The following is a 22,539-nucleotide window of genomic DNA, read 5'->3' as shown; positions in this document are numbered from 1 at the left end:
GGCCCGGCAACAAGCATCATCGCCGGTAACGCAGCGCCTCGACCAGCACGGCAAAGGCGGGCGTGAGCTGGCGGCGGCTCGGGTAGTAGAGGTGATAACCGGAAAATGGCGGACACCAATCGGCGAGCACGCGGATCAGGCGGCCATCGGCGAGGTACGGCTGCGCCTGATCTTCCGGCAGATAGGCAAGGCCGAGCCCGGCCAGCACCGCGCTCATCCGCAGCGCCAGGTTGTTGAACACCAACTGGCCGTCGACTCGGACCCTCAGTCCGCGCCCGCGCTTCTCGAATTCCCACGCGTAGATCCCGCCATGGGTCGGCAACCGGATATTGATGCAGCTATGCGCGGTCAGATCCTGGGGCTTGGCGGGCTTGGGATGTCCAGCAAAGTAGGAGGGCGCTCCGACCACCGCCATGCTGAAGTCCGGTCCGATGCGCACCGCGATCATGTCCTTTGCCACCTGCTCGCCGAGGCGAACGCCGGCGTCGTAGCGCTCCGCGACGATGTCGGTGAGGCCATAGTCGATGGTGATCTCCACCTTGATGTCGGGATAGCGCGGCAGCAGCTTTGCCAGCGCCGGCCAGAGGATTGCGCTCGCCGAGTGTTCGGCCGCGGTGATGCGAATTGTGCCGGCCGGTTTGTCGCGCAGTTCCGTCAGGGCGGACATTTCGGCATCGATCTCTTCCAGCCGCGGGCCGACCGTTCGCAACAGCCGCTCGCCGGCCTCTGTCGGCGCGACGCTACGCGTGGTGCGGGTCAACAGCCGCAATCCGAGCCGCTCCTCTAATCCGCGCAGCGTATGGCTGAGCGCAGACTGTGAAACACCGAGCTGCGCCGCCGCCCGGGTGAAGCTTCTTTCGCGCGCCACCGCAAGGAACGCGGTGAGATCGCTGATGTTTTGCCGCGCCATTCATGAATCCAGTTCATAGGTGCAAGTTAATTCTACCATCTAATAGGGCGCGCTCGCAGCCGCTAGATGTTGGGCTCGGCCGCGCTCGCACCGGCCATCGCTCTATCAAACGTGAACGCCGGCTAGGAACAGCCGGAACGCGGCGCAGTTACAGGAGCGCAGCCGGATATTGCGGGCATCGGTAAAGACCGCGCCCTATCGAACGTGATCCGGGCGAAAAGCACAAACGGGAACACGACATGAAAAGTCCGAGCGACTTCGAATTATCGCGGCGTAAACTGTTGGCGGGAAGCGCCGCATCAATGGCGCTGACCGCGGCGCCATCCATCCTCAATGCCCAAGCGCCTGCTGTGGAGGCTGCCGTCGCTGAAGTCTCTGCCGTATGGAAAGTCTCCTTCACCGTAAACGGAACGGCGCGCGGCCTCACGCTCGACCCGAGAACCACGCTGCTCGACGCGCTGCGCGAGCACCTGCATCTCACCGGCACCAAGAAAGGCTGCGATCACGGCCAGTGCGGCGCCTGCACCATCATTGTTGGCGGAAGGCGGATCAATTCCTGCATGACGCTCGCCGTGATGCATGAGGGCGAGCGCATCACGACCGTCGAGGGGCTCGGCACGCCCGAGAATATGCACCCGATGCAGGCCGCTTTCGTCAAGCATGACGGTTACCAATGCGGCTATTGCACGCCGGGACAAATTTGTTCGGCCGTCGCAGTGCTCGACGAGATCAAGGCCGGTATCCCGAGCCACGTCAGCACCGACCTGAACGCGCCGCCGCAACTCAGCAATGCCGAGCTCCGCGAGCGCATGAGCGGCAATCTCTGCCGTTGCGGCGCCTATTCCAACATCGCCGAGGCAATATCGGAAGTCGCCGGGAGGCCCGCATGAGATCATTCACCTACGAACGCGCCCGCACGCCAGCTGAGGCTGCTGCTTCCGCGATGCGCAAGCCGGATGCCAAATTCATCGCGGGTGGCACCAATCTCCTTGACCTGATGAAACTCGAGATCGAGACGCCGGCTCATCTGATCGACGTCAACGGCCTTGCACTCGACAAGATCGAGTCGACGCAAGAGGGCGGACTACGTATCGGCGCGCTTGTGCGCAACACCGATCTCGCCGCGGACGCGCGCGTGCGACGCGACTACGGCGTATTATCGCGCGCGCTGCTCGCCGGCGCCTCGGGGCAATTGCGCAACATGGCGACGACCGCGGGCAATTTGCTGCAGCGAACGCGCTGCCCTTACTTCTATGACACCAACCAGTCCTGCAATAAACGGAAGCCCGGCAGCGGCTGCGCGGCGATCGGCGGCTTCAGCCGCCAGCATGCTGTCGTAGGCGCAAGCGAAGCCTGCATCGCGACCCATCCGAGCGACATGGCGGTGGCGATGCGCGCGCTCGATGCCACGGTCGAAACCGTGCGGCCCGATGGCACGACGCGAACGATCCCGATTGCCGAATTTTACCGTCTGCCCGGCGATACGCCGCATATCGAGACGACGTTGATGCCGGGCGAATTGATCACGGCGGTGACGCTGCCAAAACCCGTCGGCGGCAAACAGATCTACCGCAAGGTGCGCGACCGCGCCTCCTACGCCTTCGCGCTGGTGTCGGTGGCTGCGATCGTGCAGCGCGACGGAACCGGGCGTGTTGCGCTCGGCGGCGTCGCGCACAAGCCATGGCGTGTCGAGGCGGCCGAGGCCCAGATGCCGCGTGGCGCCAAGGCGGTCGCCGCACAGTTGCTCGCCGACGCTAGGCCGACGCGGGAGAATGCATTCAAGTTGGCGCTGGCGGAACGCACGTTGGGCGCCGTGCTGGCTGAAGCGAAAGGTTGATCCGAAAGGTTGATCCATGAGATTCGAAACCCCTGCCACAATCAATCCGATCGACCAGCTCAAGGTGGTCGGTAAGCCCGCCGATCGCATCGATGGTCCGCTCAAGGCCACGGGCCGCGCACCTTACGCGTATGAGCGCCACGATGTCGTTTCGAATCCGGCCTATGGCTACGTGGTCGGTTCGGCGATCGCAAAGGGACGGATCGCCCGGATTGACCTCGCTGCGGCCAAGGCCGCGCCCGGTGTGCGCGCGATCGTTACGGCCGACAATGCCGGCAAGCTCGACAAGGGTGAGCGCAACACGGCGAGGCTGCTTGGCGGCCCCGAGATCGAACATTATCACCAGGCGATCGCGGTTGTGGTCGCAGACACTTTCGAGCAGGCACGCGCCGCTGCGGAGCTTGTCCACGTCGATTATGTCAAGGCGGAGGGCGCGTTTGATCTTGAAGCGGTCAAGGACACGGGTAAGCCCAAGGCCCTGTTCGGCGGCCCTGCCGATACCTCGGTTGGTGATTTTGACCGCGCATTCACGGCAGCGCCGGTTCAACTCGACGCCACCTACACCACGCCCGATCAGGCGCATGCGATGATGGAGCCGCATGCCTCGATCGCCGCCTGGAACGGCGACAAGCTCACGCTTTGGACCTCGAACCAGATGATCGCCTGGGGAGTGGGCGATGTCGCGAAGACGCTCGGCATTTCCAAGGAGAATGTTCGGCTGGTCTCGCCTTTCGTCGGCGGCGGCTTCGGCGGCAAACTATTCGTGCGTTCGGATGCCTTGCTTGCGGCGCTCGGCGCGCGCGCAGCTGGCCGGCCGGTAAAGTTGGCGCTGCAGCGTCCGCTGATGTTCAACAATACGACGCACCGTCCGGCGACGATCCAGCGCATTCGTATCGGCGCAACCCGCGACGGCAAAATTACGGCGATCGGACATGAGGAGTGGTCCGGCAATCTGCCCGGCGGCAGGCCCGAGGGCGCGGTCAGCCAGACGCGGCTGCTATATGCCGGGGCGAACCGCATGACCGCAACCCGCTTGGCGGCGCTCGACCTCGCCGAAGGCAACGCGATGCGCGCGCCGGGCGAGGCTTCGGGCATGATGGCACTGGAGATCGCCATCGACGAAATGGCCGAGAAGCTCGGGATTGATCCGATCGAGTTTCGTATCCTCAACGATACTCAGATCGATCCGGAACGGCCGACGCGGCCATTCTCGCAACGTCAACTCACCGAATGCTTCCGCACCGGCGCTGAGCGGTTCGGCTGGAGCGAGCGTAATCCGCAACCGGGCCGGGTCCGTGACGGACGCTGGATGATCGGCATCGGCACCGCCGCTGCGTTCCGCAACAATTTGGTGGTGAAGTCAGCCGCGCGCGTGCGGCTCGACAACAACGGCATGGTGACGGTCGAGACCGACATGACCGACATCGGTACCGGCAGCTACACCATCATCGCGCAGACCGCGGCCGAAATGATGGGCGTCCCGCTGGAGAAGGTGGTGGTACGTCTCGGCGATTCGACCTTCCCGGTCTCGTCAGGCTCCGGCGGGCAATTTGGCGGCAACAGTTCGACCGCAGGCGTCTATGCGGCATGCGTCAAGCTGCGAGAAGCAATCGTCCAGAAACTCGGCTTCAATTCAGCGGAGGCCGAGTTCGCTGATGGCGAGGTGCGCGCGGGCAATCGCCGCGTGCCGTTAGTGCAAGCTGCGGCAGATGGTGGGCTCACAGCCGAAGACGGAGTTGAATTCGGCGATCTCGACAAGAAGTACCAGCAATCGACCTTCGGCGCGCATTTCGCCGAGGTCGGCGTCGATGTTGCGACCGCTGAGATCCGCGTGCGCCGCATGCTCGCAGTGTGCGCGGCGGGCCGCATCCTCAATCCGAAGACTGCGCGCAGCCAGGTGATCGGCGCCATGACCATGGGCGTGGGTGCGGCGCTGATGGAAGAGCTCGTGGTCGACAAGCGCGCCGGCTTTTTCGTCAACCATGATCTCGCCGGCTACGAGGTGCCGGTTCACGCCGACATTCCGCATCAGGACATGATCTTCCTCGACGAGACCGACCCGATATCGTCGCCGATGAAGGCCAAGGGCATCGCCGAGCTCGGCATCTGCGGCGTTGCGGCGGCGGTCGCCAACGCAATCTACAACGCCACTGGCGTGCGCGTGCGCGACTATCCGATCACGCTAGACAAGCTTCTGGAGCAGCTACCGGACGTTGGTTGAGCAGTAACGCGGCGCAACCGTTTCGAAGCTCGACGCAAGCACGAAGGGGAAAGCGTCATGATCACGCGACGACGCCTGCTCGCCACCACCGGCCTCGCGGTGCTGGCAGCAGGAACAACGCCGGCTGTCCCGGCTAATGCAAGGAACGGAACGATGGAAATCAAGCGAAGCGGTTCACAGCCGTCCGGCAAAGGACCTGCGGAATATTTCACCGGCAGCGTGCGCGTCGATCCGCTGATGCAGGCGCCCGATCCGGCGCGTGTCGCCGGTGCGCACGTCACATTCGAGCCCGGTGCGCGCACGGCATGGCACACCCATCCGCTCGGTCAGACCCTGATCGTCACCTCGGGGCGCGGCTGGGTGCAGGTCTGGGGCGGACGTGTCGAGGAAATCCACCCGGGCGACGTCATCTGGTTTCCGCCCGGCGAGAAACACTGGCATGGCGCGACGCCGACCACGGCGATGACCCATATCGCCATCCAGGAGCGGCTCGACGGCAAGACCGTCGACTGGATGGAAAAGGTCAGCGACGAACAATACCGGACTTGATTTTGAGAGCTTGACGGAAAATGCAGCCAACATCTTCAGGCTCTTTGCTGACTGTATGAAAGCGAGTCGCGCTTTCGTCATGGCCAGGCTCCCGGCTCTCCACTTCTTCTTGCTTTGTTGAGACACCGTTGTCGTTCACAGCCCGCGGCGCCCTGATCTGGCGTGGCAGGAATATGGCGGTGGACGAGGATCATTCTTCAAAGCTAGCGCGCCAATCGTTCCAAAAACGCGCTATGAATTAACCATGGAGAATCCGCGCCCCCTGCCGTTCTCGGCATTCGAATGGCTGCTGTCCGGGCGGTATCTGCGGGCGCGTCGCAAGGAAGGCTTCATTTCCGTTATCGCCGGTTTTTCCTTCCTCGGCATCATGCTCGGCGTTGCGACGCTGATTATCGTGATGGCGGTCATGAACGGCTTCCGCAAGGAGCTGGTGGACAAGATCGTCGGCCTGAACGGCCATCTTCTGGTGCAACCGCTTGAGGCGCCGCTGACGGATTGGGAGGACGTCACCGAACGCATCAGTCAGGTTCCAGGCATACGGCTCGCCGCTCCCGTGGTGGACGCTCCGGCCCTGGCATCATCGGCGCACAACGCCTCCGGCGTGCTCGTTCGCGGCATCCGCTCCGACGATCTCAACAAGTTGGCCGCGATCGCCGGCAATATCCAGCAGGGCTCGCTGGATGAATTCAACGAGGGGCGGGGGGTCGCCATCGGGCGCAGGCTTGCCGATCAATTGTCGCTGCGTGCCGGCGACAATATCACGCTGGTCGCGCCAGATGGCGCAGTGAGGTCGAAGGGCACGACGGCGCGTATCAAGCCGTACAAGGTTGCGGCGGTGTTCAGCATCGACATGTCGGAATATGATTCCGTCATGGTTTTTCTGCCGCTCGCCGAGGCGCAGGCCTATTTCAACCGTGAACGACGTGAGTGCCATCGAAATTTTTATCGACGGCAGCCCTGACCGGGTCGACAGCTTCCGAAGACCGGTAGCTGACGCCGCGGGGCGGCCGGTGTTCCTCGTCGACTGGCGGCGGCGCACCTCGGCCTTCTTCGCCGCACTTCAGGTCGAGCGCAATGTCATGTTCCTGATCCTGACCTTGATCGTGCTGGTTGCCGCGCTGAACATCGTATCGGGCCTGATCATGCTGGTGAAGGACAAGGGCAGCGACATCGCCATTCTGCGCACCGTGGGCGCCTCGCGAGGGGCAGTCATGCGTATATTCCTGATCGCAGGTGGTGCGATCGGCGTGCTCGGCACGGTGACCGGACTGCTCGTCGGCATGCTGATTTGCCTGAATATCGAAACGATCCGGCAATTCCTGTCCTGGCTCACCAATACCGAGCTGTTTCCGCCAAAACTCTACTTCTTGTCAAAACTGCCGGCGGAGATCGATTTTGCCGAAACTGCCGCCGTCGTGGTCATGGCATTGACGCTGTCATTGCTCGCGACGCTCTATCCATCCTGGCGCGCCGCGCGGCTCGATCCGGTCGATGTGCTTCGATATGGGTGACGGCGCGCTGGCCTTAGCGTTGCTCTCGCTCCGCAGATGCTGCGGCAAGATCCGAACTCGGCTGTCGTCGCCCGCGAAGGCGGGTGACCCAATATCCCAGAGGCGCTGGTACTGAATCGAGAGGCCGCGGCGTACTGGATCCCCCGCCTTCGCGGGGATGACGGCTTGTGGTGATTCGGCGCTCTACGTCATCGCGGGTCGCGCGCCCGATGACAGGCTTCCGCGAAGCAATCCATCTGTCCCGGCGCCGATGTGGATTGCTTCGCTACGCTCGCAAATGACGTGGAAGGGCGACGCCGCGCGTCTTGAACAGTCTTTTCCCCTCTCATGCCATTTCCCCTTCGACACAAAACCCATTATGGTGCGCCCTCGCTTCGCGCTTGGCGAAATCTAATTCATGGCTAATATCAAAGGCTTGGCATAGGGCTTGCGCCTTTGGAGGGTAGTTTGACGCGCTATATTTCGACGCGGGGGGAGGCCCCCGTCCTGGGTTTCTGCGATGTGATGCTGACCGGGCTCGCCCGCGACGGCGGCCTCTACGTGCCTGAGGTCTGGCCGCAGTTATCGAGCGAGACCATCGCCTCTTTCTTCGGCCGGCCCTATTGGGAAGTTGCCGTCGACGTCATCAAGCCGTTTGCTGCAGGCGAAATTTCCGACGCTGACCTCGGCCGCATGGCGAATGAGGCTTATGCGACGTTCCGCCATCCCGCGGTGGTGCCGCTGAACCAGGTCAGCCCCCATCAATTCGTGCTGGAGCTGTTCCACGGTCCGACGCTGGCGTTCAAGGACGTCGCGATGCAGTTGATCTCGCGGCTGATGGATCATGTGCTGGCCAAGCGCAGCCAGCGCACCACCATCGTGGTCGCCACTTCAGGCGACACCGGCGGCGCCGCGGTTGATGCGTTCGCCAATCTCGACAATGTCGATCTGGTCGTGCTGTTCCCGAACGGGCGCATCTCCGACGTGCAGCGGCGGATGATGACGACGACGGGCGCGTCCAACGTGCATGCGCTGGCGATCGAGGGCACCTTCGATGATTGCCAGGCGATCCTGAAGGCGATGTTCAACCATCACGGCTTTCGCGACGCGGTCTCGTTGTCGGGCGTCAACTCGATCAACTGGGCGCGGATCGTCGCGCAGGTAGTGTACTACTTCACGTCGGCGGTGGCGCTCGGAGCGCCCGCGCGAACCGTGGATTTCACAGTGCCGACGGGAAATTTCGGCGACATCTTTGCAGGCTACGTGGCGAAGAGGATGGGGCTGCCGGTGCGCTGGCTGCGCATCGCCTCCAACATCAACGACATCCTGCCGCGCACGCTCAAGACCGGCATCTATGAAGTCCGCGAGGTTCATGCCTCGGCTTCGCCTTCGATGGATATCCAGGTCTCCTCGAATTTCGAGCGGCTGTTGTTCGAGGCCAGCCGTCGCGATCCCGACAGTGTCCGCCGGCTGATGGCCTCGCTAAAACAGTCCGGACGTTTCGTGCTGCCGGATGCCATGCTGGCCGCGATCCGCGAGGAGTTCGACGCCGGCCGGGCCGACGAGACCGAGACGTCGGCCGCGATCCGCGCCGCCTGGCGCGAGGTCGGCGACCTCGTCGATCCCCATACCGCGGTGGCGCTGGCGGTGGCCGATCGCGATACGTCGGATTCGAAGATCCCCAACATCGTGTTGTCGACCGCGCATCCGGCCAAGTTCCCCGATGCCGTGGAAGCCGCGTGCGGCGTGCGGCCGCAACTGCCGGCCTGGCTCGACGGCCTCATGACCAAATCCGAACATATCACGGTGATGAAAAACGATTCAGCCGAGGTGGAGCGATTCGTGCGCTCGGTCAGCCGCGCTGCGAAGCAGGGAGTTGCGGGATGAGCGTTGACGTCACCAAGCTGCCATCCGGCCTGACGGTCGTCACCGACACCATGCCGCATCTGGAAACCGCAGCGCTCGGCGTCTGGGCCGGCGTTGGTGGTCGCGACGAAAAGCCGAACGAGCACGGCATCTCGCATCTCCTCGAACACATGGCTTTCAAGGGCACGACGCGGCGCTCCTCGCGCGAGATTGTGGAAGAAATCGAGGCGGTCGGCGGCGACCTCAATGCCGGGACCTCGACCGAGACTACGGCCTACTATGCCCGGGTAATGAAGGCCGACGTGCCGCTCGCGCTCGACGTGCTCTCCGACATCCTCACCAATCCGTCCTTTGTGCCTGACGAACTCGAGCGCGAGAAGAGCGTCATCGTGCAGGAAATCGGCGCGGCGCAGGATACGCCCGACGACGTCGTATTCGAGCACCTCAACGAGCTCTGCTTTCCGGACCAGCCGATGGGCCGGTCGCTGCTCGGCACCGCGAAGACGCTGAAGAACTTCGATCGCGACATGCTGCGCGGCTATCTTTCGACGCATTACCGCGGCCCCGACATGGTGGTGGCGGCCGCCGGCGCGGTCGACCACAAGCGCGTGGTGGAGGAAGCGGCGCAGAAGTTTGCCAGCTTCGACGCCACGCCGGCACCGAAGCCGCAGGCCGCGATGTTCGGCAAGGGCGGCTCGCGCGTGGTTCACCGCGATCTCGAACAGGCGCATCTGACGCTGGCGCTCGAAGGCGTGCCGCAGACCGACCTGTCGCTGTTCTCGCTGCAGGTCTTCACCAACACGTTGGGCGGCGGGATGTCGTCGCGGCTGTTCCAGGAAGTGCGCGAAAAGCGCGGCCTCTGCTACTCGATCTACACCTTCCACGCGCCCTATACCGACACCGGGTTCTTCGGCCTCTACACCGGCACGGATCCCGGCGACGCCCCGGAGATGATGGAGGTCATCGTCGACGTCATCAACGACGCCGTGGAAACCCTGACCGAAGCCGAGATCGCGCGCTCCAAGGCGCAGATGAAGGCGGGGCTGTTGATGGCGCTGGAAAGCTGCTCGTCCAGGGCCGAACAGCTTGCGCGGCACGTGCTGGCCTATGGACGGCCGCTGACGGTGGAGGAGCTGGTCACCAGGATCGATGCGGTCTCCATCGAATCGACCCGCAGCGCGGCGCATGCGCTATTATCCCGCAGCCGGCCGGCGGTTGTCGCGCTTGGCAGCGGAAGGGGCCTGGAAACGGCGGTGTCTTTTGCGGAAGGATTGACGCGGTCAAAGGCGAAAACGCTCCTACATTAAGGTTGTTAACCTCTCCCCGCTTGCGGGGAGAGGTCGGCGCGAAGCGCCGGGTGAGGGGCTCTCTCTGCGAATACGGCTCGTCGAGAGAGCCCCTCACCCCGACCCTCTCCCCGCCAGAGCGGGGCGAGGGAGAGCTAGTTAGGGCGGGAGAGAGCGGGCATGGCCCTGTTTCGTTTGCCAACCAGCGGACCGGCTGCGCTCGTGCCGCGCGGCCACGGTCTCCTGCTGCGCGCTCCCCAGATGGCGGACTTTCCGCAATGGGCGCAATTGCGCGAACAAAGCCGGACCTATCTGACGCCATGGGAGCCGATCTGGCCGTCGGACGATCTGACCCGCGCCGGGTTCCGTCGCCGGCTGCGCCGCTACGCCGAGGATATCGCCGCCGACCGCTCCTATCCCTTCATCATCTTCCGTGAGCGTGATGGCGCCATGATCGGCGGCATTACGCTCGCCAATGTCCGCCGCGGCATCGTGCAGGCCGGCACCATCGGATATTGGGTCGGCGAGCCTCACGCCGGCCGCGGCTACATGACCGCGGCGCTGCGGGTGCTGCTGCCGACGCTGTTCGGAGAGCTCAATCTGCACCGCATCGAGGCGGCCTGCATTCCCTCCAATACGCCGTCGATCCGGGTGCTGGAGAAATGCGGCTTCACCCGCGAGGGGCTGGCGCGGCGCTATCTCTGTATCAACGGCATCTGGCAGGACCACCTGCTGTTTGGCCTCCTGCATGAGGATTTCCGCGGCTGAACCGTTGATTTCTAAGCCTTTTGGGTGCCTTGGGTTCGCCGCCATTGGGCTGCTATAACGCCGCCGCGAACAAATTCACGTGGGACGATGGGATTTCGGGGACGTCGCATGGGTGACAATCGTTTGGCCAGAGTGATGGCTGTGGCTGCGGTCGCGGGCGGTCTGGCCTGCCTGACGGCGGCGCCGGCATCGGCGCAATCGCTGACCGACCGTTTCAAGAGCCTGTTCGGCGGTAAGTCGGACGAGGAGCCCGCCACCGCTGCGCCGGCAGTTCCGCAGGACACTGGCGATCTGACCTGTCCGCCGGTCACGGTCCGGTCAGGCGCATCCACCTACGCGGTCGCTGCGCCCGGCAAGCAGCCGGTCGGCAACGACCTGCGGTTCCAGGCGACGATCAGCAAGATGGCCCGCGAATGCAGCATCAATGGCGGCGTGATCACGGCGCGGATCGGCATTCAGGGCCGCGTCATCGCGGGCCCCGCCGGCGCGCCGGCCTCGGTCCAGGTCCCTATACGTGTCGCAGTGGTGCATGGCGGCGTATCTGAGAAGACCATCGCCACCAAGGCCTACCAGACCACCGTCAATATGACCGAGAGCGGCAGCGAGCCGTTCACGCTGGTCGCCGAAGACCTCACCTATCCGGCGCCCCCCGGCGCCGTCGGTGACAGCTACATCTTCTATATCGGATTCGACCCGCAGGCCTTAAAGCCCGAACGCCCGGCACCGAAGAAGAAGAAGCAATAAAAAAGCCGGCGCGATCGTCTCGCGCCGGCTTTTGATTGATGGAGGAAAGCGCTCAGTTCAGCTTGGCGCGAACCTCGGCAATGCCCTTGGCGAGCAGGTCGTCGGCGACCGAGCCCTTGACCGATTGCGACAGGATGGTCGAGGCGGCTTCGACCGCAGCGTTGGCCGCGGCGGCACGGACGTCGGCCAATGCCTGGGCTTCGGCCAGCGCAATCTTGCTCTCGGCGGTCTTGGTGCGGCGGGCGACGAAGTCTTCCATCTTGGCCTTGGCTTCGGTCGCGATGCGCTCGGCTTCCGCCCTGGCGTTGGCGACAATCTCCTCGGCCTCGCGCTCGGCGCTGGCGCGGCGGGTCTGATACTCGCCGAGCAGCTTGGCGGCCTCCTCTTTCAGACGGCGGGCGTCGTCAAGTTCCGCCTTGATGCGTTCGCCGCGATGGTCGAGCGCCGTCAGTACCGTCTTGTGGATGCCGAGATAGGCAAACAGCACCAGCAGGATGACGAAGGCAATCGCGACCCAGGTTTCCGGTTCGGTAAACATCGGTCTATCCCTTCAACGAAACATCAACGGCTTTGCTCACCGTCTTGCTGTCGGGCAGCACGCCGGTGAGGCGCTGGACGATGGCGCCGGCCGCGTCCGCTGCGATGCCGCGGACATTGCTCATCGCGGCTTCCCGCGTTGCCGCGATCTGCTTCTCGGCGGCGGCAAGCTTGGCGGTGAGCTGGTCCTCCAGCGTCTTGCGCTCGGCTTCCGCGGCCGCATTCAGCTTCTCGCGGGTCTCGTTGCCAATGGCCTGGGCGCGGGCGCGGGCGGAAGCGAGTTCGGTCTCATACGCTTTCAGCGCCGCGTCCGACTCGTCCTTGAACTTCTGCGCCGCCGCCAGATCGCCCTCGATCGCGTTCTGACGTGCGTCGATCACGCTTTCGACGCGCGGCAGCGCAAAGCGGGAAACGATCACGTAGAGCGCGACGAATGCAATGACGAGCGACACCAGCTGCGAAGCAAACGTGCTCGACTCGAACGGAGGAAATCCTCCGCCGTGTCCGCCGTCGGCTTCGGTGTGGGCGCCGGTGCCCTTGGCCGGGGTACCATGACTTTTTTCAGCCACGGGGTTCTCCTGTTGCGGTCAGGCGCGCCGCCCGGAGGCGGCGCGAGTGGGTGCAGCTCAGAGCGGAACGAACAGCAAAAGCAGCGCGATCAGCAGCGAGAAAATGCCGAGCGCTTCGGTCACGGCGAAGCCGAAGATCAGGTTGCCGAACTGGCCCTGGGCTGCCGAAGGATTGCGCACGGCAGCAGCGAGGTAGTTGCCGAAGATGATGCCGACGCCGACGCCCGCGCCGCCCATGCCAATTGCTGCGATGCCCGCGCCGATAAGTTTAGCTGCTGCCGGTTCCATTTCTATAGCTCCTTGAGGGGTAAGACAAAGGTGTGGGTGGAAATTCCCCGGACCGCTTAGTGTCCCGGATGAATGGCGTCGTTGAGATAGATGCAGGTCAGGATCGCGAAAACGTAGGCCTGCAGGAACGCGACCAAGAGCTCAAGCGCGGTCAGCGCTACCGTGAGCGCCAGCGGCAGCATGCCGCCGACCCAGCCGAGCGCGCCGAGCGACACGCCGAGCATCGCGACGAAGCCTGCGAACACCTTCAGCGCGATGTGGCCCGCCAGCATGTTGGCGAACAGACGTACGCTGTGCGAGACCGGTCGCAGGAAGAACGACAGGATTTCGATGAACATGACCAGCGGCAGGATGTAGATCGGCACGCCGGAGGGCACGAAAATCTTGAAGAACTTGAGGCCGTTCTTGTAGAGGCCGTAGATCAGGACGGTGAAAAAAACCAGGAAGGCCAGCGCCGCGGTAACGATGATGTGGCTCGAAACCGTGAACGTGTAGGGAATGATGCCGATCAGGTTCGAGATGCAGATGAACATGAACAGCGAGAAGATCAGCGGGAAGAACTTCATGCCTTCCGCGCCGGCGGTAGAGCGGATCGTCGAGGCGACGAATTCGTAGGAGATTTCCGCGATCGACTGCAGCCGCCCGGGAACCAGTTGCCGTCCCGCCATGCCGCCGATCATCAATAGCGAGATCACCGCTACCGTGAGGAACATGTAGAGCGAGGAGTTGGTGAAGGCGATCGTCTGGTTGCCGATATGGCCGATCGTGAAGAGGGGTTCGATATTGAACTGGTGGATCGGGTCGATTTTCATCCGCGCGGCTCTTTATCCACCGGCCTTGCCGGCAATCGAATTTCAAATGTCGTGACTTCCCGTCGATGCTCAGCGTCTGCGGGAAGCTACGCCTGCAGATCTCACCACGTTGACCACACCGGCAGTGAAGCCGAGCAGCAGAAACACGATGAAACCGAACGGCGATGTCGACAACAAACGGTCGAACCCCCAGCCAATCGCCGCACCCACGACAACGCCCGCAACCAACTCCGAGGAAAGCCGGAAACCCAGCGCCATCGCAGATGCTCTGGCAGCCCTGTCTCCGCTTTCAGTTCCGGGTTGATCAGTCCTGAGTTTCCGGGTGTCGCGAATTTCGGACAACCGTTGATCCAGACTTCCGAGCCTTGCGGAAAGCGCAGCTTCGTCGGAAGACGGCTGATCGCGATTTCCACTTGCGTTGTCGTTCTTGTCTTGGGCCATGCCCAAGACATTAAACGATGCCAACGGTTGATGGAAAGTACGCCCGTCACCCTTGAAAGCCGCGCGGACCATACTTACCGCGTCTAATCAAGTCAAGATTACGCGGTAGCCAGCTAGTGCTTTGATTTTTCTGGATTTATTCGAATGTCGTCTGCGGCCCTGCGGACCCGCGATCGCAGTGCAGCAGTATTGCCACACAGATCGACCTTGCGCGGATTTGGGCGGTCTGTTGGGATGTCCCGAGCGAAGCGAAAATCCCTATCCCTGGAGCTCGCATGCCGCGTCAGGTCGATTACTATTTCTCGATCCAGTCGCCTTGGGCCTATATCGGGCATCAGCCCTTTCGTGACCTGGTAAGTACTTACGATCTCAAGGTTAATCACAAGCCGGTAGTGCTGGTCGATCTGTTCTCGGAGACCGGCGGCTTGCCGTTGATGAAGCGCCATCCGGTGCGGCAGCGCTACCGGATGGTCGAACTGCAGCGCTGGCGCGACAAGCGCGGACTGAAATTCCACCTGCAGCCGGCGAACTGGCCGTTCAATGCGCGTCTGGCTGATGGCGTCGTGATTGCGGCGCTCGAGGCTGGCCACGATCCCGACCAATACCTGCGACGGGCCTTTGCCGGCGTCTGGGAAGAGCAGCTCAATCTCGCCGATCCCGCAACGATTGCGAAACTCGCCGATGAATCGGGGCTGCCCGGCAAGCAATTGGTGGAGCGCTCGAGCTCGGAAGAAATTAGCGCGGCCTACGAGCAGAACCGGCAGGACGCGCTCTCGGCCGACGTGTTCGGCTCGCCGGTCTACGTGCTGGATGGCGAGGTGTTCTGGGGGCAGGACCGCATCGAATTGCTCGGTGACGCGTTGAAGTCCGGCCGGGCGCCCTATAGCTCGGTAGTGTAAGGGCGCGGCGCCTTGAAAGCGCCCCGGCGGGCGAGGAAACCGGTACTGTCCTGAGGCGGGAGCAAGCCCATGAGCAGAGCGAAATCGTCCTGGAAATTGCCCGGCATAATTATGCTGGCCGTTTGTCTTGCCGGCGCCGGTCAGGCGCTAGCCGGCCCGATGCCGGAGACCGAGAACGGCCGTTACGCGCTGTCGCCGGCGGGCGATGGCGTGCTTCGCCTGGATACCCGAACCGGCGCGGTCTCGACCTGCAACAATTCGGGTGCGGGCTGGGCCTGCTATGCCGTACCTGACGAGCGGGCGGCGATGGACGTCGAAATCGGCCGTCTGCAAGCCGACATTGTCCGGCTGCAGGCCGAGAATGAGCGGCTCAAGGCGGACCTCGCCTCGCGCGAGCCCACCGTATCCGGCAAGGTCGAGGAGCCGTTGCCGAAATCGGACTCGCTGAAACCAGGCGAGCCGAAGGTCGCCGAAGGCGAGCGCAAGATCGAAATCCCGCTGCCGAGCGACCGCGACTTGGATCGCATGGTGTCGTTCCTCGAGCGGGCCTGGCGGCGATTGATTGAGATGGCCAACCGGGTGCAGCGGGACGTCAGCGGCAAGATTTGACAATTGTTGCGTGCGTAAGGTGGGCGTAGCGGCGCAAGAACTGGTGGGCACGGCGCGAAGAGCGCCTTCTCACCCTTACGAAGATTGCAAGTGATGACCGCATCCAAATCCATCTCTCGCACCGCGCCTTCCACCGTCAGCGCCACCACCATCGTGTCCTCGCTCTTGACCGCGCAAACGCGAGGCGCCGGCTTTACCGACCTCACCGCCGAAGTCGCGAAATTCGTCCGTGACGCACATGCGCGCGAGGGCGCGGTGACGCTGTTCATCCGTCACACGTCGGCGTCGCTGACGATCCAGGAGAATGCCGATCCGACCGTGCTGGTCGATCTGACCACCGCACTGAACCGGCTCGCGCCCGAAAATGCCGGGTGGCGCCATGACACCGAGGGGCCGGATGACATGCCGTCACACATCAAGACTATGCTGACCGCAACCTCGCTGCACGTGCCGGTGCTTGAGGGCGCGCTCGCGCTGGGCACCTGGCAGGCGATCTATCTGATCGAGCACCGCGCCCGGCCGCACCGGCGCGAGGTCGTGCTGCAGTTCATCGGCAGCGTCGATTGAGCACAACCCTGGTTGCTGCGATCACCAGCATCCTCGTCTGTCGGTCGCAAACCCGCAATTCGCCGGTGCGACGAGCTAGAAACCAACCAGCCGTGAACCGACCACAGCCGGATTGAGAGGTCAGCGATTGGATTGCATATAGGCAAGCCCCGCGGCGCACGCACCGAAGGTAAGCGCCCAAAGCAGGCTTGAATCAAGCGACGCGTTCAGCCCATAGCGCTGCAGCAGGAAAATGAAGGCAGCCGCCGCCGCGGTGTGCATAGCGATATAGCGCCAGTTTTTCATCAATCCGCCCTGCCTTTTCGAGACGCCGTATCATCTATGTCTAGCCTGATCATGGGTACCAAACAACGCCATTGCACTCGGTTGCCAGTCTCGCTGCGCATGCCGTTCCCCTGAAATGCGAAACCACATTGGGGACGTGGCGATCATTCGATCGGGCACTGCGGCAGCCGCGCGTGCACGAGATCGGCGCGCGGATGTCGGTGAACCCAGCTCAAAAATCAACCGGCCGCGGAGCGAACCGCGGCCGGCTTTGTTGGGGTGTCGTACCTCCGCGGCTGTTGCCGCCGGTAAGACCGTTACTTGGTGATATCGACGTCCTTGGTTTCCGGCAGGAAGAAGAAGCCGACGACCGCAGTAATCGATGCGAAGATGATCGGATACCAGAGACCCGCATAGATATCGCCGGTCGAGGCCACGATCGCGAACGAGGTCGCCGGCAGCAACCCGCCGAACCAGCCGTTACCGATGTGATAGGGCAGCGACATCGAGGTGTAACGGATCTTGGTCGGGAACAATTCGACCAGCATCGCCGCGATCGGCCCGTACACCATGGTGACGAAGAGCACCAGGACGAACAGAAGCCCGATGATCGCCGCAACTTGCGGTTTGAAGATATCGAACGGGTGAGCCATCTTCACGATCTGGGCGTCGCCGGCCTTAGGATAGCCTGCGGCCTGCACCGCTGCCAGGACGGCCGGATTGGACGTCTTGGCGTCGGTGTAAGCTACGTCCTTTCCATTGACGACGACCTTCACGCCGGAGCCTGCAGCGCCATAGCTGGTCGAGTATTTGACCGACTGCTGTGCCAGGTAGGCGCGAGCGGTATCGCATGGTGCGGAGAAGACGCGGGTGCCGACCGGGTTGAACAGGTCGCCGCAGCCCTTGGCGTCGGCCACCACCTCGACCTTGACCGACTCGATGGCCTTCTCCAGCGCTGGGTTGGCGTTGCTGGTGATCATCTTGAAAATCGGGAAGAAGGTCAGCGCCGCAATCAGGCAGCCCGCCAGAATGATCGGCTTGCGGCCGATCTTGTCCGACAGTGCACCGAAGACGATGAAGAACCCGGTGCCAAGCAGCAGGGACCAGGCGATCAGCAGGTTGGCGGTGTAGCCGTCGACCTTGAGGATCGATTGCATGAAGAACAGCGCGTAGAACTGGCCGGTGTACCAGACCACGCCCTGACCCATCACGCCGCCGATCAGCGCGATCAGCACGATCTTGGCATTGCTCCAATTGGCGAAGGATTCGGTCAAGGGAGCTTTCGACGCCTTGCCCTCGTCCTTCATTTTCTGGAATACGGGCGACTCATTCAGCCGCAGCCGGATCCACACGGAGATGCCAAGCAGCAGCACCGAGACCAGGAACGGAATGCGCCAGCCCCAGCGGGCGAATTCAGGTTCGCCGAGTGCCGTACGGGTGAACAGGATCACCAGCAGCGACAGGAACAGGCCGAGCGTTGCCGTGGTCTGGATGAACGAGGTGTAATAGCCGCGCTTGCCCATCGGGGCATGCTCCGCGACGTAAGTCGCCGCACCTCCGTACTCGCCGCCGAGCGCGAGGCCCTGCAGCAGGCGCAAACCGATCAGAATGATCGGCGCCGCGATGCCGATGGTCGCCGCGTTGGGCAATATGCCGACAATGAAGGTCGACAGGCCCATGATCAGAATGGTGACGAGGAAGGTGTATTTGCGGCCGACGATGTCGCCGACGCGGCCGAACACGATGGCGCCGAACGGACGAACGATAAAGCCTGCGGCGAACGCCAGCAGCGCGAAGATGTCGCGGGTGGCCTGGTTGAACATTGGCTGATTCGTTGCGGGATCAATGACGCCGAAGAATTGCGCGCCGATCACGCTGGCAAGCGAGCCGAACAGGTAGAAGTCATACCATTCGAAGACGGTGCCGAGCGAGGAGGCGAGAATGACGAAACGTTCGTCCTTCGTCATTCCGGCGGCCTTGCCGGACGTGGCAGTTATTGTAGACATTTCCGAATCGCTCCCCGTTTTTATGATCGCAAAGATGTGCGTTGCGTCAGAACACGCATTATGAATGCGGCTCACTACATGCTTGGAAGGTATGGCCCAATAGTACTTTCGGTGGGACCGGCACGTTTCGCGTGCGTTTTGGCCGCAGCGATTGCTGATTTGCCGTTTATCTGTGCAGCTTCGGACTAAAGTCCAATGACCGAGAAGACGAGCGCAATGCTCCACATCACGATGGAGACTATGGTGGTCCAGAGCGCGAACAGCAGATAGGTCTCGCGCATGATCGTCGAAACCGTCCGCTGCGCGGAAGCCTGGGGCGGACGGCTCTCCTTGGGGAGGTAGAGCCACATCTCGGTACGTCGGTGATCCTTGGTCCGGGCTTCCCAGGCTTTCACGATCAGAACCAGCGTCATCAGGATGCTGAGAAAACCTCCGGCCTGGAAGGCCGAGCGCGGCAGGAATGACAATCCTATCATGACGCAGAAGATGGCGAGCGAGGCGAAGCCGCAGGCGCGCAGCACTGTTTCGTAGGCGATACGGCGCATCTCTTCCACGGTCGCCACTCCGTCGATCAAGGACACATGCCGGATTTAAAGAGGCCACAGCGTAGCGGCAGCGCGGCCCGTCCTCAACACCGCGAGTTGGCCGTTACAGCCCGATCTTGAGAAAGTTACCGACCGCGGGCAGCGCGAGAAGGGCGGTTCCGGCAAGCCATATCCAGAGCGATGCGTCGCTGGATTCCGAGCCGCCGGTGACCCGCTCGTAGATCGCCGCCGGAATCCCGCCAAGGATGACGGTCGCAGTCGAAACCATTAGCGATGAGAACATCAGCGTCAGCGACAGGCTGCCAAACAGCAGCGGGCCAGCGAGCAACTGGACATACAGCAGCGTGAAAATCAGCGCAAGCTGATTGAAAATGCCATTGATCATCCCGAAGAAAGCGATGCCGATGAAATAGAAGTTGCGGTTCATGATGCGGCTCCGCCAAGTCGGGGTGCCAGATTGAACATCAGCAGGGTGTAGTGAAGGGCGACGCGCAGCCAGAACAGCCAGACAAAGCCGAACAGCCAAATCACGACCGGCGGGGTCACCTTCGGCGTTACGATCGCGACAGCGGCGACGACGGGATCGGTGATCCGGCAGAAAAATCGCCAGATGTAGTTCGGCGAGTCTGCATCGACCATCAGACCGAGCAGGACGCGGCCGAGCAATGTGTACATCAACACCGCAAGAATAAAGTTAGGCAGGTGAAAGTACCAATATGCCGCGAGCGAGCTTGCGATATCCAAGAACGTTTCTCCTCGCAGCTTGACGGTGAGACAGCCGGCCGACTTCGCAACCAGCCGCGCTCGACCAACAATGGCAAGCCCACGATATCCCGGCAAGCCGGATAAGGTGCCGCCAACGAAGACGGGGCCCTGAGGGGCCCCGTCCATCGATCTCCAGTCGAAGAACCTAGGTAGTCTTCTCCTCGAGCACCGTCCTGCCGCGCGGCTTCCGGATTTCGTCGACGTAGGCCTGCATTTCGGCCGATGGCTCCCTGCCGAGCTTGCTGACAATGTAGATGACAGCGAAGCCGAGTGGTGCTCCCAACAGTCCGCAGGCGATGTTGTTGAGGTTGAACCACCCGACCTTGTTGGCCAGCGGGTGAGCCAACGTCGGGAAGCTTTCCATGGCATTGGGCGCCGCCATGGCCTTCGCGATGTCGACCACCGGAGCCCCCGTCACGGGGTTCAGCAGCGAGGTCATGCCGAAGTACTTGACGCCTGCGCCGGGGAAGTACCGGGTTGTCACGAGATAGAACAGGCAGAGCCCGAAGCCCGCAATGATGCCGCAGATGGCACCCGTCGCGGTCGTCCGCTTCCACCAGACGCCCATCACGAGGGCCGGGAAGTTACCGGCCATCGCCAGCGAGAACGCCCAGCCAACCATGGCCAGGATGTCGCCCGGCTTGGTTGCGGCCGTCGCGGCTGCGACCACGGCGACGCCCACCAGGAGAGCGCGAGCTACCGTCAGCCGGCGAATGGTCGGCGCGTTCGGATCGATCATCTTGTAGTAGATGTCGTGCGACAGCGCGTTGGCGATGGCGAGCAGCAGGCCGTCGGCGGTGGAGAGCGCGGCGGCGAGACCGCCCGCTGCCACCAGACCCGAGATCACATAGGGAAGTCCCGCGATCTCCGGCGTAGAGAGCACGATCACGTCCGTGTTGATCACGAAGTCCTGCAGCCGCACGACCCCGGGGTGGTCGGCGATGGCTTTGCACGCCGCGATAACCGCATCGATGCTGGCTGCGTTCTTGCCGCAGATCTGGATCAGCCCGAGTTCACCCCAACTGAACAACCACGGGCGAATCGCCGTCAGGTCCCGCCCGATGATGTTGGTGTAGACTTCCAGCTTGGAGAACGCCGCGTAGGCCGGCGCGGAGAAGTACAGCAGGAAGATAAACAGCAGCGACCAGGCGACCGACTGGCGCGCTTCACGCACCGACGGGGTGGTGAAGTAACGCATCAGGATGTGCGGCAACGACGCCGTACCGACCATCATGCACATGATGATCGCAAAGAAGTTGAGCGGGCTATAGTTGATGAACGGCTGAATGTGCGGCTTCAGCGCTGCGGGTGTCGCAAGACCCGTCGCCAACATTTGCTGCTCGCGCGCGGTAATATCCACGATCGCCTGCCCGTAGGTGAGTTCCGGAATCGGAATCCCGTACTTCATGGTGGACAGGATTACGATCGGCGTCAGATAGGCGATGATCAGCACGATGTATTGTGCGATCTGCGTCCATGTTACCGCCCGCATGCCGCCCAGCATCGCGCATAGCAGAATGCCGACGAGACCGGCAAAGACCGCGAGCTCGAACTGCATTCCGAGGAATCGCGAGGCGATAATCCCGGTGCCGTAGATTTGCGCCGTCACATAGGTAAAGGAGCAGGCGACAAGGACGATCACGCCGAGTAAGCGGGCGAAGTTGCCGCCGTACCGGAATGACAGGAAGTCGGGCACCGTATAGGCGCCGAACTTGCGCAGGTACGGCCCAATCAGGATCGACACCAGCACGAATCCGCCGGTCCATCCGAGCACCCATGCGAGGCCGTCGTAACCCAGCAGGAACAGGGTGCCGGCCATGCCGACGAAGGAAGCCGCCGACATCCAGTCGGCGCCCGTCGCCATGCCGTTGTAGAAGGCCGGCACACGTCGTCCGGCGACATAATACTCGGAGACCTCCGCCGTTCGCGTCATTACCCCGATGATGGCGTAGACCGCTAGCGTGAAGAACACGAACAAGTAGCCTAGGATCTTGTTTGGAACGCCAACCTGTTCGAGAAGAGCGAGCAGAATGATGAACGCCAGGAACCCGCCGGTGTAGGTCCCGTACATCCTGCCGAGATTCTTGATGAAATCCGAAGTGGCAGCGCCTTGTGTGGCCATGTCGATGCTCCCTCAATCTTCCTCGGCAAAGCCGAATTCGCGATCGATCTTGTCCTGCTGTTTTGCGAACACGAACAGCATGACCACGAACGCGATGAGCGACCCCTGCGCCGCCATGTAGAAGCCGAGCGGGAAGCCGAGGATCGGGATGACGATAGTATTGAGTGGCTTCACGAACATGTGGATGACGAAGCCGAAGAAGAACCAGATGCCGAGATGCGTGAACATCAGGCGCGAGGTCTTCGCCCAGTGTGCCTCTTCATTTGCTTTCAGATCTGTGGGGTTAGGCATGGGTTGCAAATCCTCCCTCAAGACACCGGTCAGCAAGTGCGCCGGGATTGAATGATCGAGGGGATTGCAATCCCGTCAGCGCGGCACCCCCCTGCGCCGCAGTCCCAACCGCTCTTGTGCCGGTTTGGAACTAACGAAGGCTAACATCACGAT

General features: G+C 62.6%; 24 protein-coding genes and 1 pseudogene. 12 read left to right on the top strand and 13 right to left on the bottom strand.

Features of this window, described 5'->3' with window-relative positions:
• Positions 1-16: 16 nt before the first annotated feature.
• Positions 17-910, bottom strand: coding sequence for a LysR family transcriptional regulator (locus IVA95_RS14660; protein WP_247511113.1), 894 nt, complete (start codon positions 908-910; stop codon positions 17-19).
• A gap of 239 nt (positions 911-1,149) precedes the next feature.
• On the opposite strand from IVA95_RS14660, the gene paoA reads away from it, so the two are divergent.
• From paoA to IVA95_RS14615, 9 genes and pseudogenes are all read left to right on the top strand, one after another.
• A complete protein-coding gene (gene paoA, locus IVA95_RS14655; protein WP_247511112.1) occupies positions 1,150-1,800 on the top strand; it encodes an aldehyde dehydrogenase iron-sulfur subunit PaoA in 651 nt (216 codons plus the stop codon).
• Positions 1,797-2,747 (top strand): xanthine dehydrogenase family protein subunit M, encoded by a 951-nt coding sequence (locus IVA95_RS14650; RefSeq protein WP_247511111.1) that lies wholly within the window; start codon positions 1,797-1,799, stop codon positions 2,745-2,747. The genes paoA and IVA95_RS14650 overlap by 4 nt, the downstream gene beginning before the upstream one ends.
• A 16-nt stretch (positions 2,748-2,763) precedes the next feature.
• Positions 2,764-4,968, top strand: a complete 2,205-nt coding sequence (paoC, locus tag IVA95_RS14645; protein WP_247511110.1) for an aldehyde oxidoreductase molybdenum-binding subunit PaoC — start codon at positions 2,764-2,766, stop codon at positions 4,966-4,968.
• A gap of 153 nt (positions 4,969-5,121) precedes the next feature.
• The gene (locus tag IVA95_RS14640; RefSeq protein ID WP_213256324.1) at positions 5,122-5,517 is read left to right on the top strand and encodes a cupin domain-containing protein; all 396 of its coding nucleotides are present in this window, start codon (positions 5,122-5,124) and stop codon (positions 5,515-5,517) included.
• A gap of 244 nt (positions 5,518-5,761) precedes the next feature.
• Positions 5,762-7,028, top strand: a pseudogene (locus IVA95_RS14635) (lipoprotein-releasing ABC transporter permease subunit).
• Positions 7,029-7,475: 447 nt separating this feature from the next.
• Entirely contained in the window at positions 7,476-8,894 is a 1,419-nt protein-coding gene (gene thrC / locus IVA95_RS14630; protein ID WP_247511109.1) for a threonine synthase, read from the top strand.
• The gene (locus IVA95_RS14625) at positions 8,891-10,180 is read left to right on the top strand and encodes a pitrilysin family protein (protein ID WP_247511108.1); all 1,290 of its coding nucleotides are present in this window, start codon (positions 8,891-8,893) and stop codon (positions 10,178-10,180) included. The genes thrC and IVA95_RS14625 overlap by 4 nt, the downstream gene beginning before the upstream one ends.
• Positions 10,181-10,339: 159 nt before the next feature.
• Positions 10,340-10,927: a GNAT family protein gene (locus IVA95_RS14620; protein WP_213246375.1), complete on the top strand. Its 588-nt coding sequence runs from the start codon at positions 10,340-10,342 to the stop codon at positions 10,925-10,927.
• Positions 10,928-11,062: 135 nt separating this feature from the next.
• Positions 11,063-11,671 (top strand): hypothetical protein, encoded by a 609-nt coding sequence (locus IVA95_RS14615; protein WP_247511133.1) that lies wholly within the window; start codon positions 11,063-11,065, stop codon positions 11,669-11,671.
• Positions 11,672-11,723: 52 nt separating this feature from the next.
• Here IVA95_RS14615 and IVA95_RS14610 read toward each other — a convergent pair whose 3' ends face one another.
• The 5 genes from IVA95_RS14610 to IVA95_RS14590 all read right to left on the bottom strand — a co-directional run bounded on the left by IVA95_RS14610 (position 11,724) and on the right by IVA95_RS14590 (position 14,318).
• Positions 11,724-12,209: an ATP F0F1 synthase subunit B gene (locus IVA95_RS14610; protein ID WP_057845470.1), complete on the bottom strand. Its 486-nt coding sequence runs from the start codon at positions 12,207-12,209 to the stop codon at positions 11,724-11,726.
• A 4-nt stretch (positions 12,210-12,213) separates the two neighbouring features.
• Positions 12,214-12,777, bottom strand: coding sequence for a F0F1 ATP synthase subunit B' (locus tag IVA95_RS14605; RefSeq protein ID WP_213246380.1), 564 nt, complete (start codon positions 12,775-12,777; stop codon positions 12,214-12,216).
• A 57-nt stretch (positions 12,778-12,834) separates the two neighbouring features.
• Positions 12,835-13,065 carry a F0F1 ATP synthase subunit C gene (locus IVA95_RS14600; protein ID WP_028348038.1) on the bottom strand — a complete coding sequence of 77 codons (231 nt, stop codon included), beginning with the start codon at positions 13,063-13,065 and terminating at the stop codon, positions 12,835-12,837.
• A 56-nt stretch (positions 13,066-13,121) separates the two neighbouring features.
• Complete coding sequence (locus tag IVA95_RS14595; protein WP_213246382.1) at positions 13,122-13,877, bottom strand: F0F1 ATP synthase subunit A; 756 nt, start codon at positions 13,875-13,877, stop codon at positions 13,122-13,124.
• A 69-nt stretch (positions 13,878-13,946) separates the two neighbouring features.
• The gene (locus tag IVA95_RS14590; protein WP_247511132.1) at positions 13,947-14,318 is read right to left on the bottom strand and encodes an AtpZ/AtpI family protein; all 372 of its coding nucleotides are present in this window, start codon (positions 14,316-14,318) and stop codon (positions 13,947-13,949) included.
• Between the two features lie 275 nt (positions 14,319-14,593).
• Here IVA95_RS14590 and IVA95_RS14585 point away from each other — a divergent pair, with 275 nt between their 5' ends.
• From IVA95_RS14585 to IVA95_RS14575, 3 genes are all read left to right on the top strand, one after another.
• Positions 14,594-15,217, top strand: a complete 624-nt coding sequence (locus IVA95_RS14585; RefSeq protein WP_247511107.1) for a 2-hydroxychromene-2-carboxylate isomerase — start codon at positions 14,594-14,596, stop codon at positions 15,215-15,217.
• A gap of 69 nt (positions 15,218-15,286) precedes the next feature.
• Positions 15,287-15,826, top strand: a complete 540-nt coding sequence (locus IVA95_RS14580; RefSeq protein WP_247511106.1) for a hypothetical protein — start codon at positions 15,287-15,289, stop codon at positions 15,824-15,826.
• Positions 15,827-15,919: 93 nt separating this feature from the next.
• Positions 15,920-16,393 carry a secondary thiamine-phosphate synthase enzyme YjbQ gene (locus IVA95_RS14575; protein ID WP_247511105.1) on the top strand — a complete coding sequence of 158 codons (474 nt, stop codon included), beginning with the start codon at positions 15,920-15,922 and terminating at the stop codon, positions 16,391-16,393.
• Positions 16,394-16,513: 120 nt separating this feature from the next.
• Here the strand turns inward: IVA95_RS14575 and IVA95_RS14570 are convergent, their stop codons facing one another.
• The 7 genes from IVA95_RS14570 to IVA95_RS14540 all read right to left on the bottom strand — a co-directional run bounded on the left by IVA95_RS14570 (position 16,514) and on the right by IVA95_RS14540 (position 22,386).
• Positions 16,514-16,678 carry a hypothetical protein gene (locus tag IVA95_RS14570; RefSeq protein ID WP_213246392.1) on the bottom strand — a complete coding sequence of 55 codons (165 nt, stop codon included), beginning with the start codon at positions 16,676-16,678 and terminating at the stop codon, positions 16,514-16,516.
• A 296-nt stretch (positions 16,679-16,974) separates the two neighbouring features.
• On the bottom strand, positions 16,975-18,663 hold the full coding sequence (locus tag IVA95_RS14565) for an MFS transporter (RefSeq protein ID WP_247511104.1): 1,689 nt from the start codon (positions 18,661-18,663) through the stop codon (positions 16,975-16,977).
• A 185-nt stretch (positions 18,664-18,848) separates the two neighbouring features.
• Positions 18,849-19,238, bottom strand: coding sequence for a hypothetical protein (locus tag IVA95_RS14560; RefSeq protein ID WP_247511103.1), 390 nt, complete (start codon positions 19,236-19,238; stop codon positions 18,849-18,851).
• Between the two features lie 73 nt (positions 19,239-19,311).
• Complete coding sequence (locus IVA95_RS14555) at positions 19,312-19,635, bottom strand: hypothetical protein (protein ID WP_213246396.1); 324 nt, start codon at positions 19,633-19,635, stop codon at positions 19,312-19,314.
• Positions 19,632-19,952 carry a hypothetical protein gene (locus tag IVA95_RS14550; RefSeq protein ID WP_247511102.1) on the bottom strand — a complete coding sequence of 107 codons (321 nt, stop codon included), beginning with the start codon at positions 19,950-19,952 and terminating at the stop codon, positions 19,632-19,634. Before IVA95_RS14550 ends, IVA95_RS14555 begins: the two co-directional genes overlap by 4 nt.
• A gap of 166 nt (positions 19,953-20,118) precedes the next feature.
• Positions 20,119-22,095, bottom strand: a complete 1,977-nt coding sequence (locus tag IVA95_RS14545) for a sodium:solute symporter family protein (RefSeq protein WP_247511101.1) — start codon at positions 22,093-22,095, stop codon at positions 20,119-20,121.
• A gap of 12 nt (positions 22,096-22,107) precedes the next feature.
• Positions 22,108-22,386 (bottom strand): DUF4212 domain-containing protein, encoded by a 279-nt coding sequence (locus IVA95_RS14540; protein ID WP_247511100.1) that lies wholly within the window; start codon positions 22,384-22,386, stop codon positions 22,108-22,110.
• Positions 22,387-22,539: the final 153 nt, after the last annotated feature.

Origin of the sequence: Bradyrhizobium sp. 157 (assembly GCF_023073815.1) — a bacterium.
Classification (GTDB): Bacteria; Pseudomonadota; Alphaproteobacteria; order Rhizobiales; family Xanthobacteraceae; genus Bradyrhizobium.
This window is presented reverse-complemented; position numbering and strand designations above follow the sequence as displayed.

Bases quoted from the DNA above. Each gene is read 5' to 3' on its own strand.
- IVA95_RS14660 (WP_247511113.1), bottom strand. From the start codon at position 910: ATGGCGCGGCAAAACATCAGCGATCTCACCGCGTTCCTTGCGGTGGCG.
- paoA (WP_247511112.1), top strand. From the start codon at position 1,150: ATGAAAAGTCCGAGCGACTTCGAATTATCGCGGCGTAAACTGTTGGCG.
- IVA95_RS14650 (WP_247511111.1), top strand. From the start codon at position 1,797: ATGAGATCATTCACCTACGAACGCGCCCGCACGCCAGCTGAGGCTGCT.
- paoC (WP_247511110.1), top strand. From the start codon at position 2,764: ATGAGATTCGAAACCCCTGCCACAATCAATCCGATCGACCAGCTCAAG.
- IVA95_RS14640 (WP_213256324.1), top strand. From the start codon at position 5,122: ATGGAAATCAAGCGAAGCGGTTCACAGCCGTCCGGCAAAGGACCTGCG.
- IVA95_RS14625 (WP_247511108.1), top strand. From the start codon at position 8,891: ATGAGCGTTGACGTCACCAAGCTGCCATCCGGCCTGACGGTCGTCACC.
- IVA95_RS14620 (WP_213246375.1), top strand. From the start codon at position 10,340: ATGGCCCTGTTTCGTTTGCCAACCAGCGGACCGGCTGCGCTCGTGCCG.
- IVA95_RS14615 (WP_247511133.1), top strand. From the start codon at position 11,063: ATGGCTGTGGCTGCGGTCGCGGGCGGTCTGGCCTGCCTGACGGCGGCG.
- IVA95_RS14610 (WP_057845470.1), bottom strand. From the start codon at position 12,209: ATGTTTACCGAACCGGAAACCTGGGTCGCGATTGCCTTCGTCATCCTG.
- IVA95_RS14600 (WP_028348038.1), bottom strand. From the start codon at position 13,065: ATGGAACCGGCAGCAGCTAAACTTATCGGCGCGGGCATCGCAGCAATT.
- IVA95_RS14595 (WP_213246382.1), bottom strand. From the start codon at position 13,877: ATGAAAATCGACCCGATCCACCAGTTCAATATCGAACCCCTCTTCACG.
- IVA95_RS14590 (WP_247511132.1), bottom strand. From the start codon at position 14,318: ATGGCCCAAGACAAGAACGACAACGCAAGTGGAAATCGCGATCAGCCG.
- IVA95_RS14585 (WP_247511107.1), top strand. From the start codon at position 14,594: ATGCCGCGTCAGGTCGATTACTATTTCTCGATCCAGTCGCCTTGGGCC.
- IVA95_RS14580 (WP_247511106.1), top strand. From the start codon at position 15,287: ATGAGCAGAGCGAAATCGTCCTGGAAATTGCCCGGCATAATTATGCTG.
- IVA95_RS14575 (WP_247511105.1), top strand. From the start codon at position 15,920: ATGACCGCATCCAAATCCATCTCTCGCACCGCGCCTTCCACCGTCAGC.
- IVA95_RS14570 (WP_213246392.1), bottom strand. From the start codon at position 16,678: ATGAAAAACTGGCGCTATATCGCTATGCACACCGCGGCGGCGGCTGCC.
- IVA95_RS14565 (WP_247511104.1), bottom strand. From the start codon at position 18,663: ATGTCTACAATAACTGCCACGTCCGGCAAGGCCGCCGGAATGACGAAG.
- IVA95_RS14555 (WP_213246396.1), bottom strand. From the start codon at position 19,635: ATGAACCGCAACTTCTATTTCATCGGCATCGCTTTCTTCGGGATGATC.
- IVA95_RS14545 (WP_247511101.1), bottom strand. From the start codon at position 22,095: ATGGCCACACAAGGCGCTGCCACTTCGGATTTCATCAAGAATCTCGGC.
- IVA95_RS14540 (WP_247511100.1), bottom strand. From the start codon at position 22,386: ATGCCTAACCCCACAGATCTGAAAGCAAATGAAGAGGCACACTGGGCG.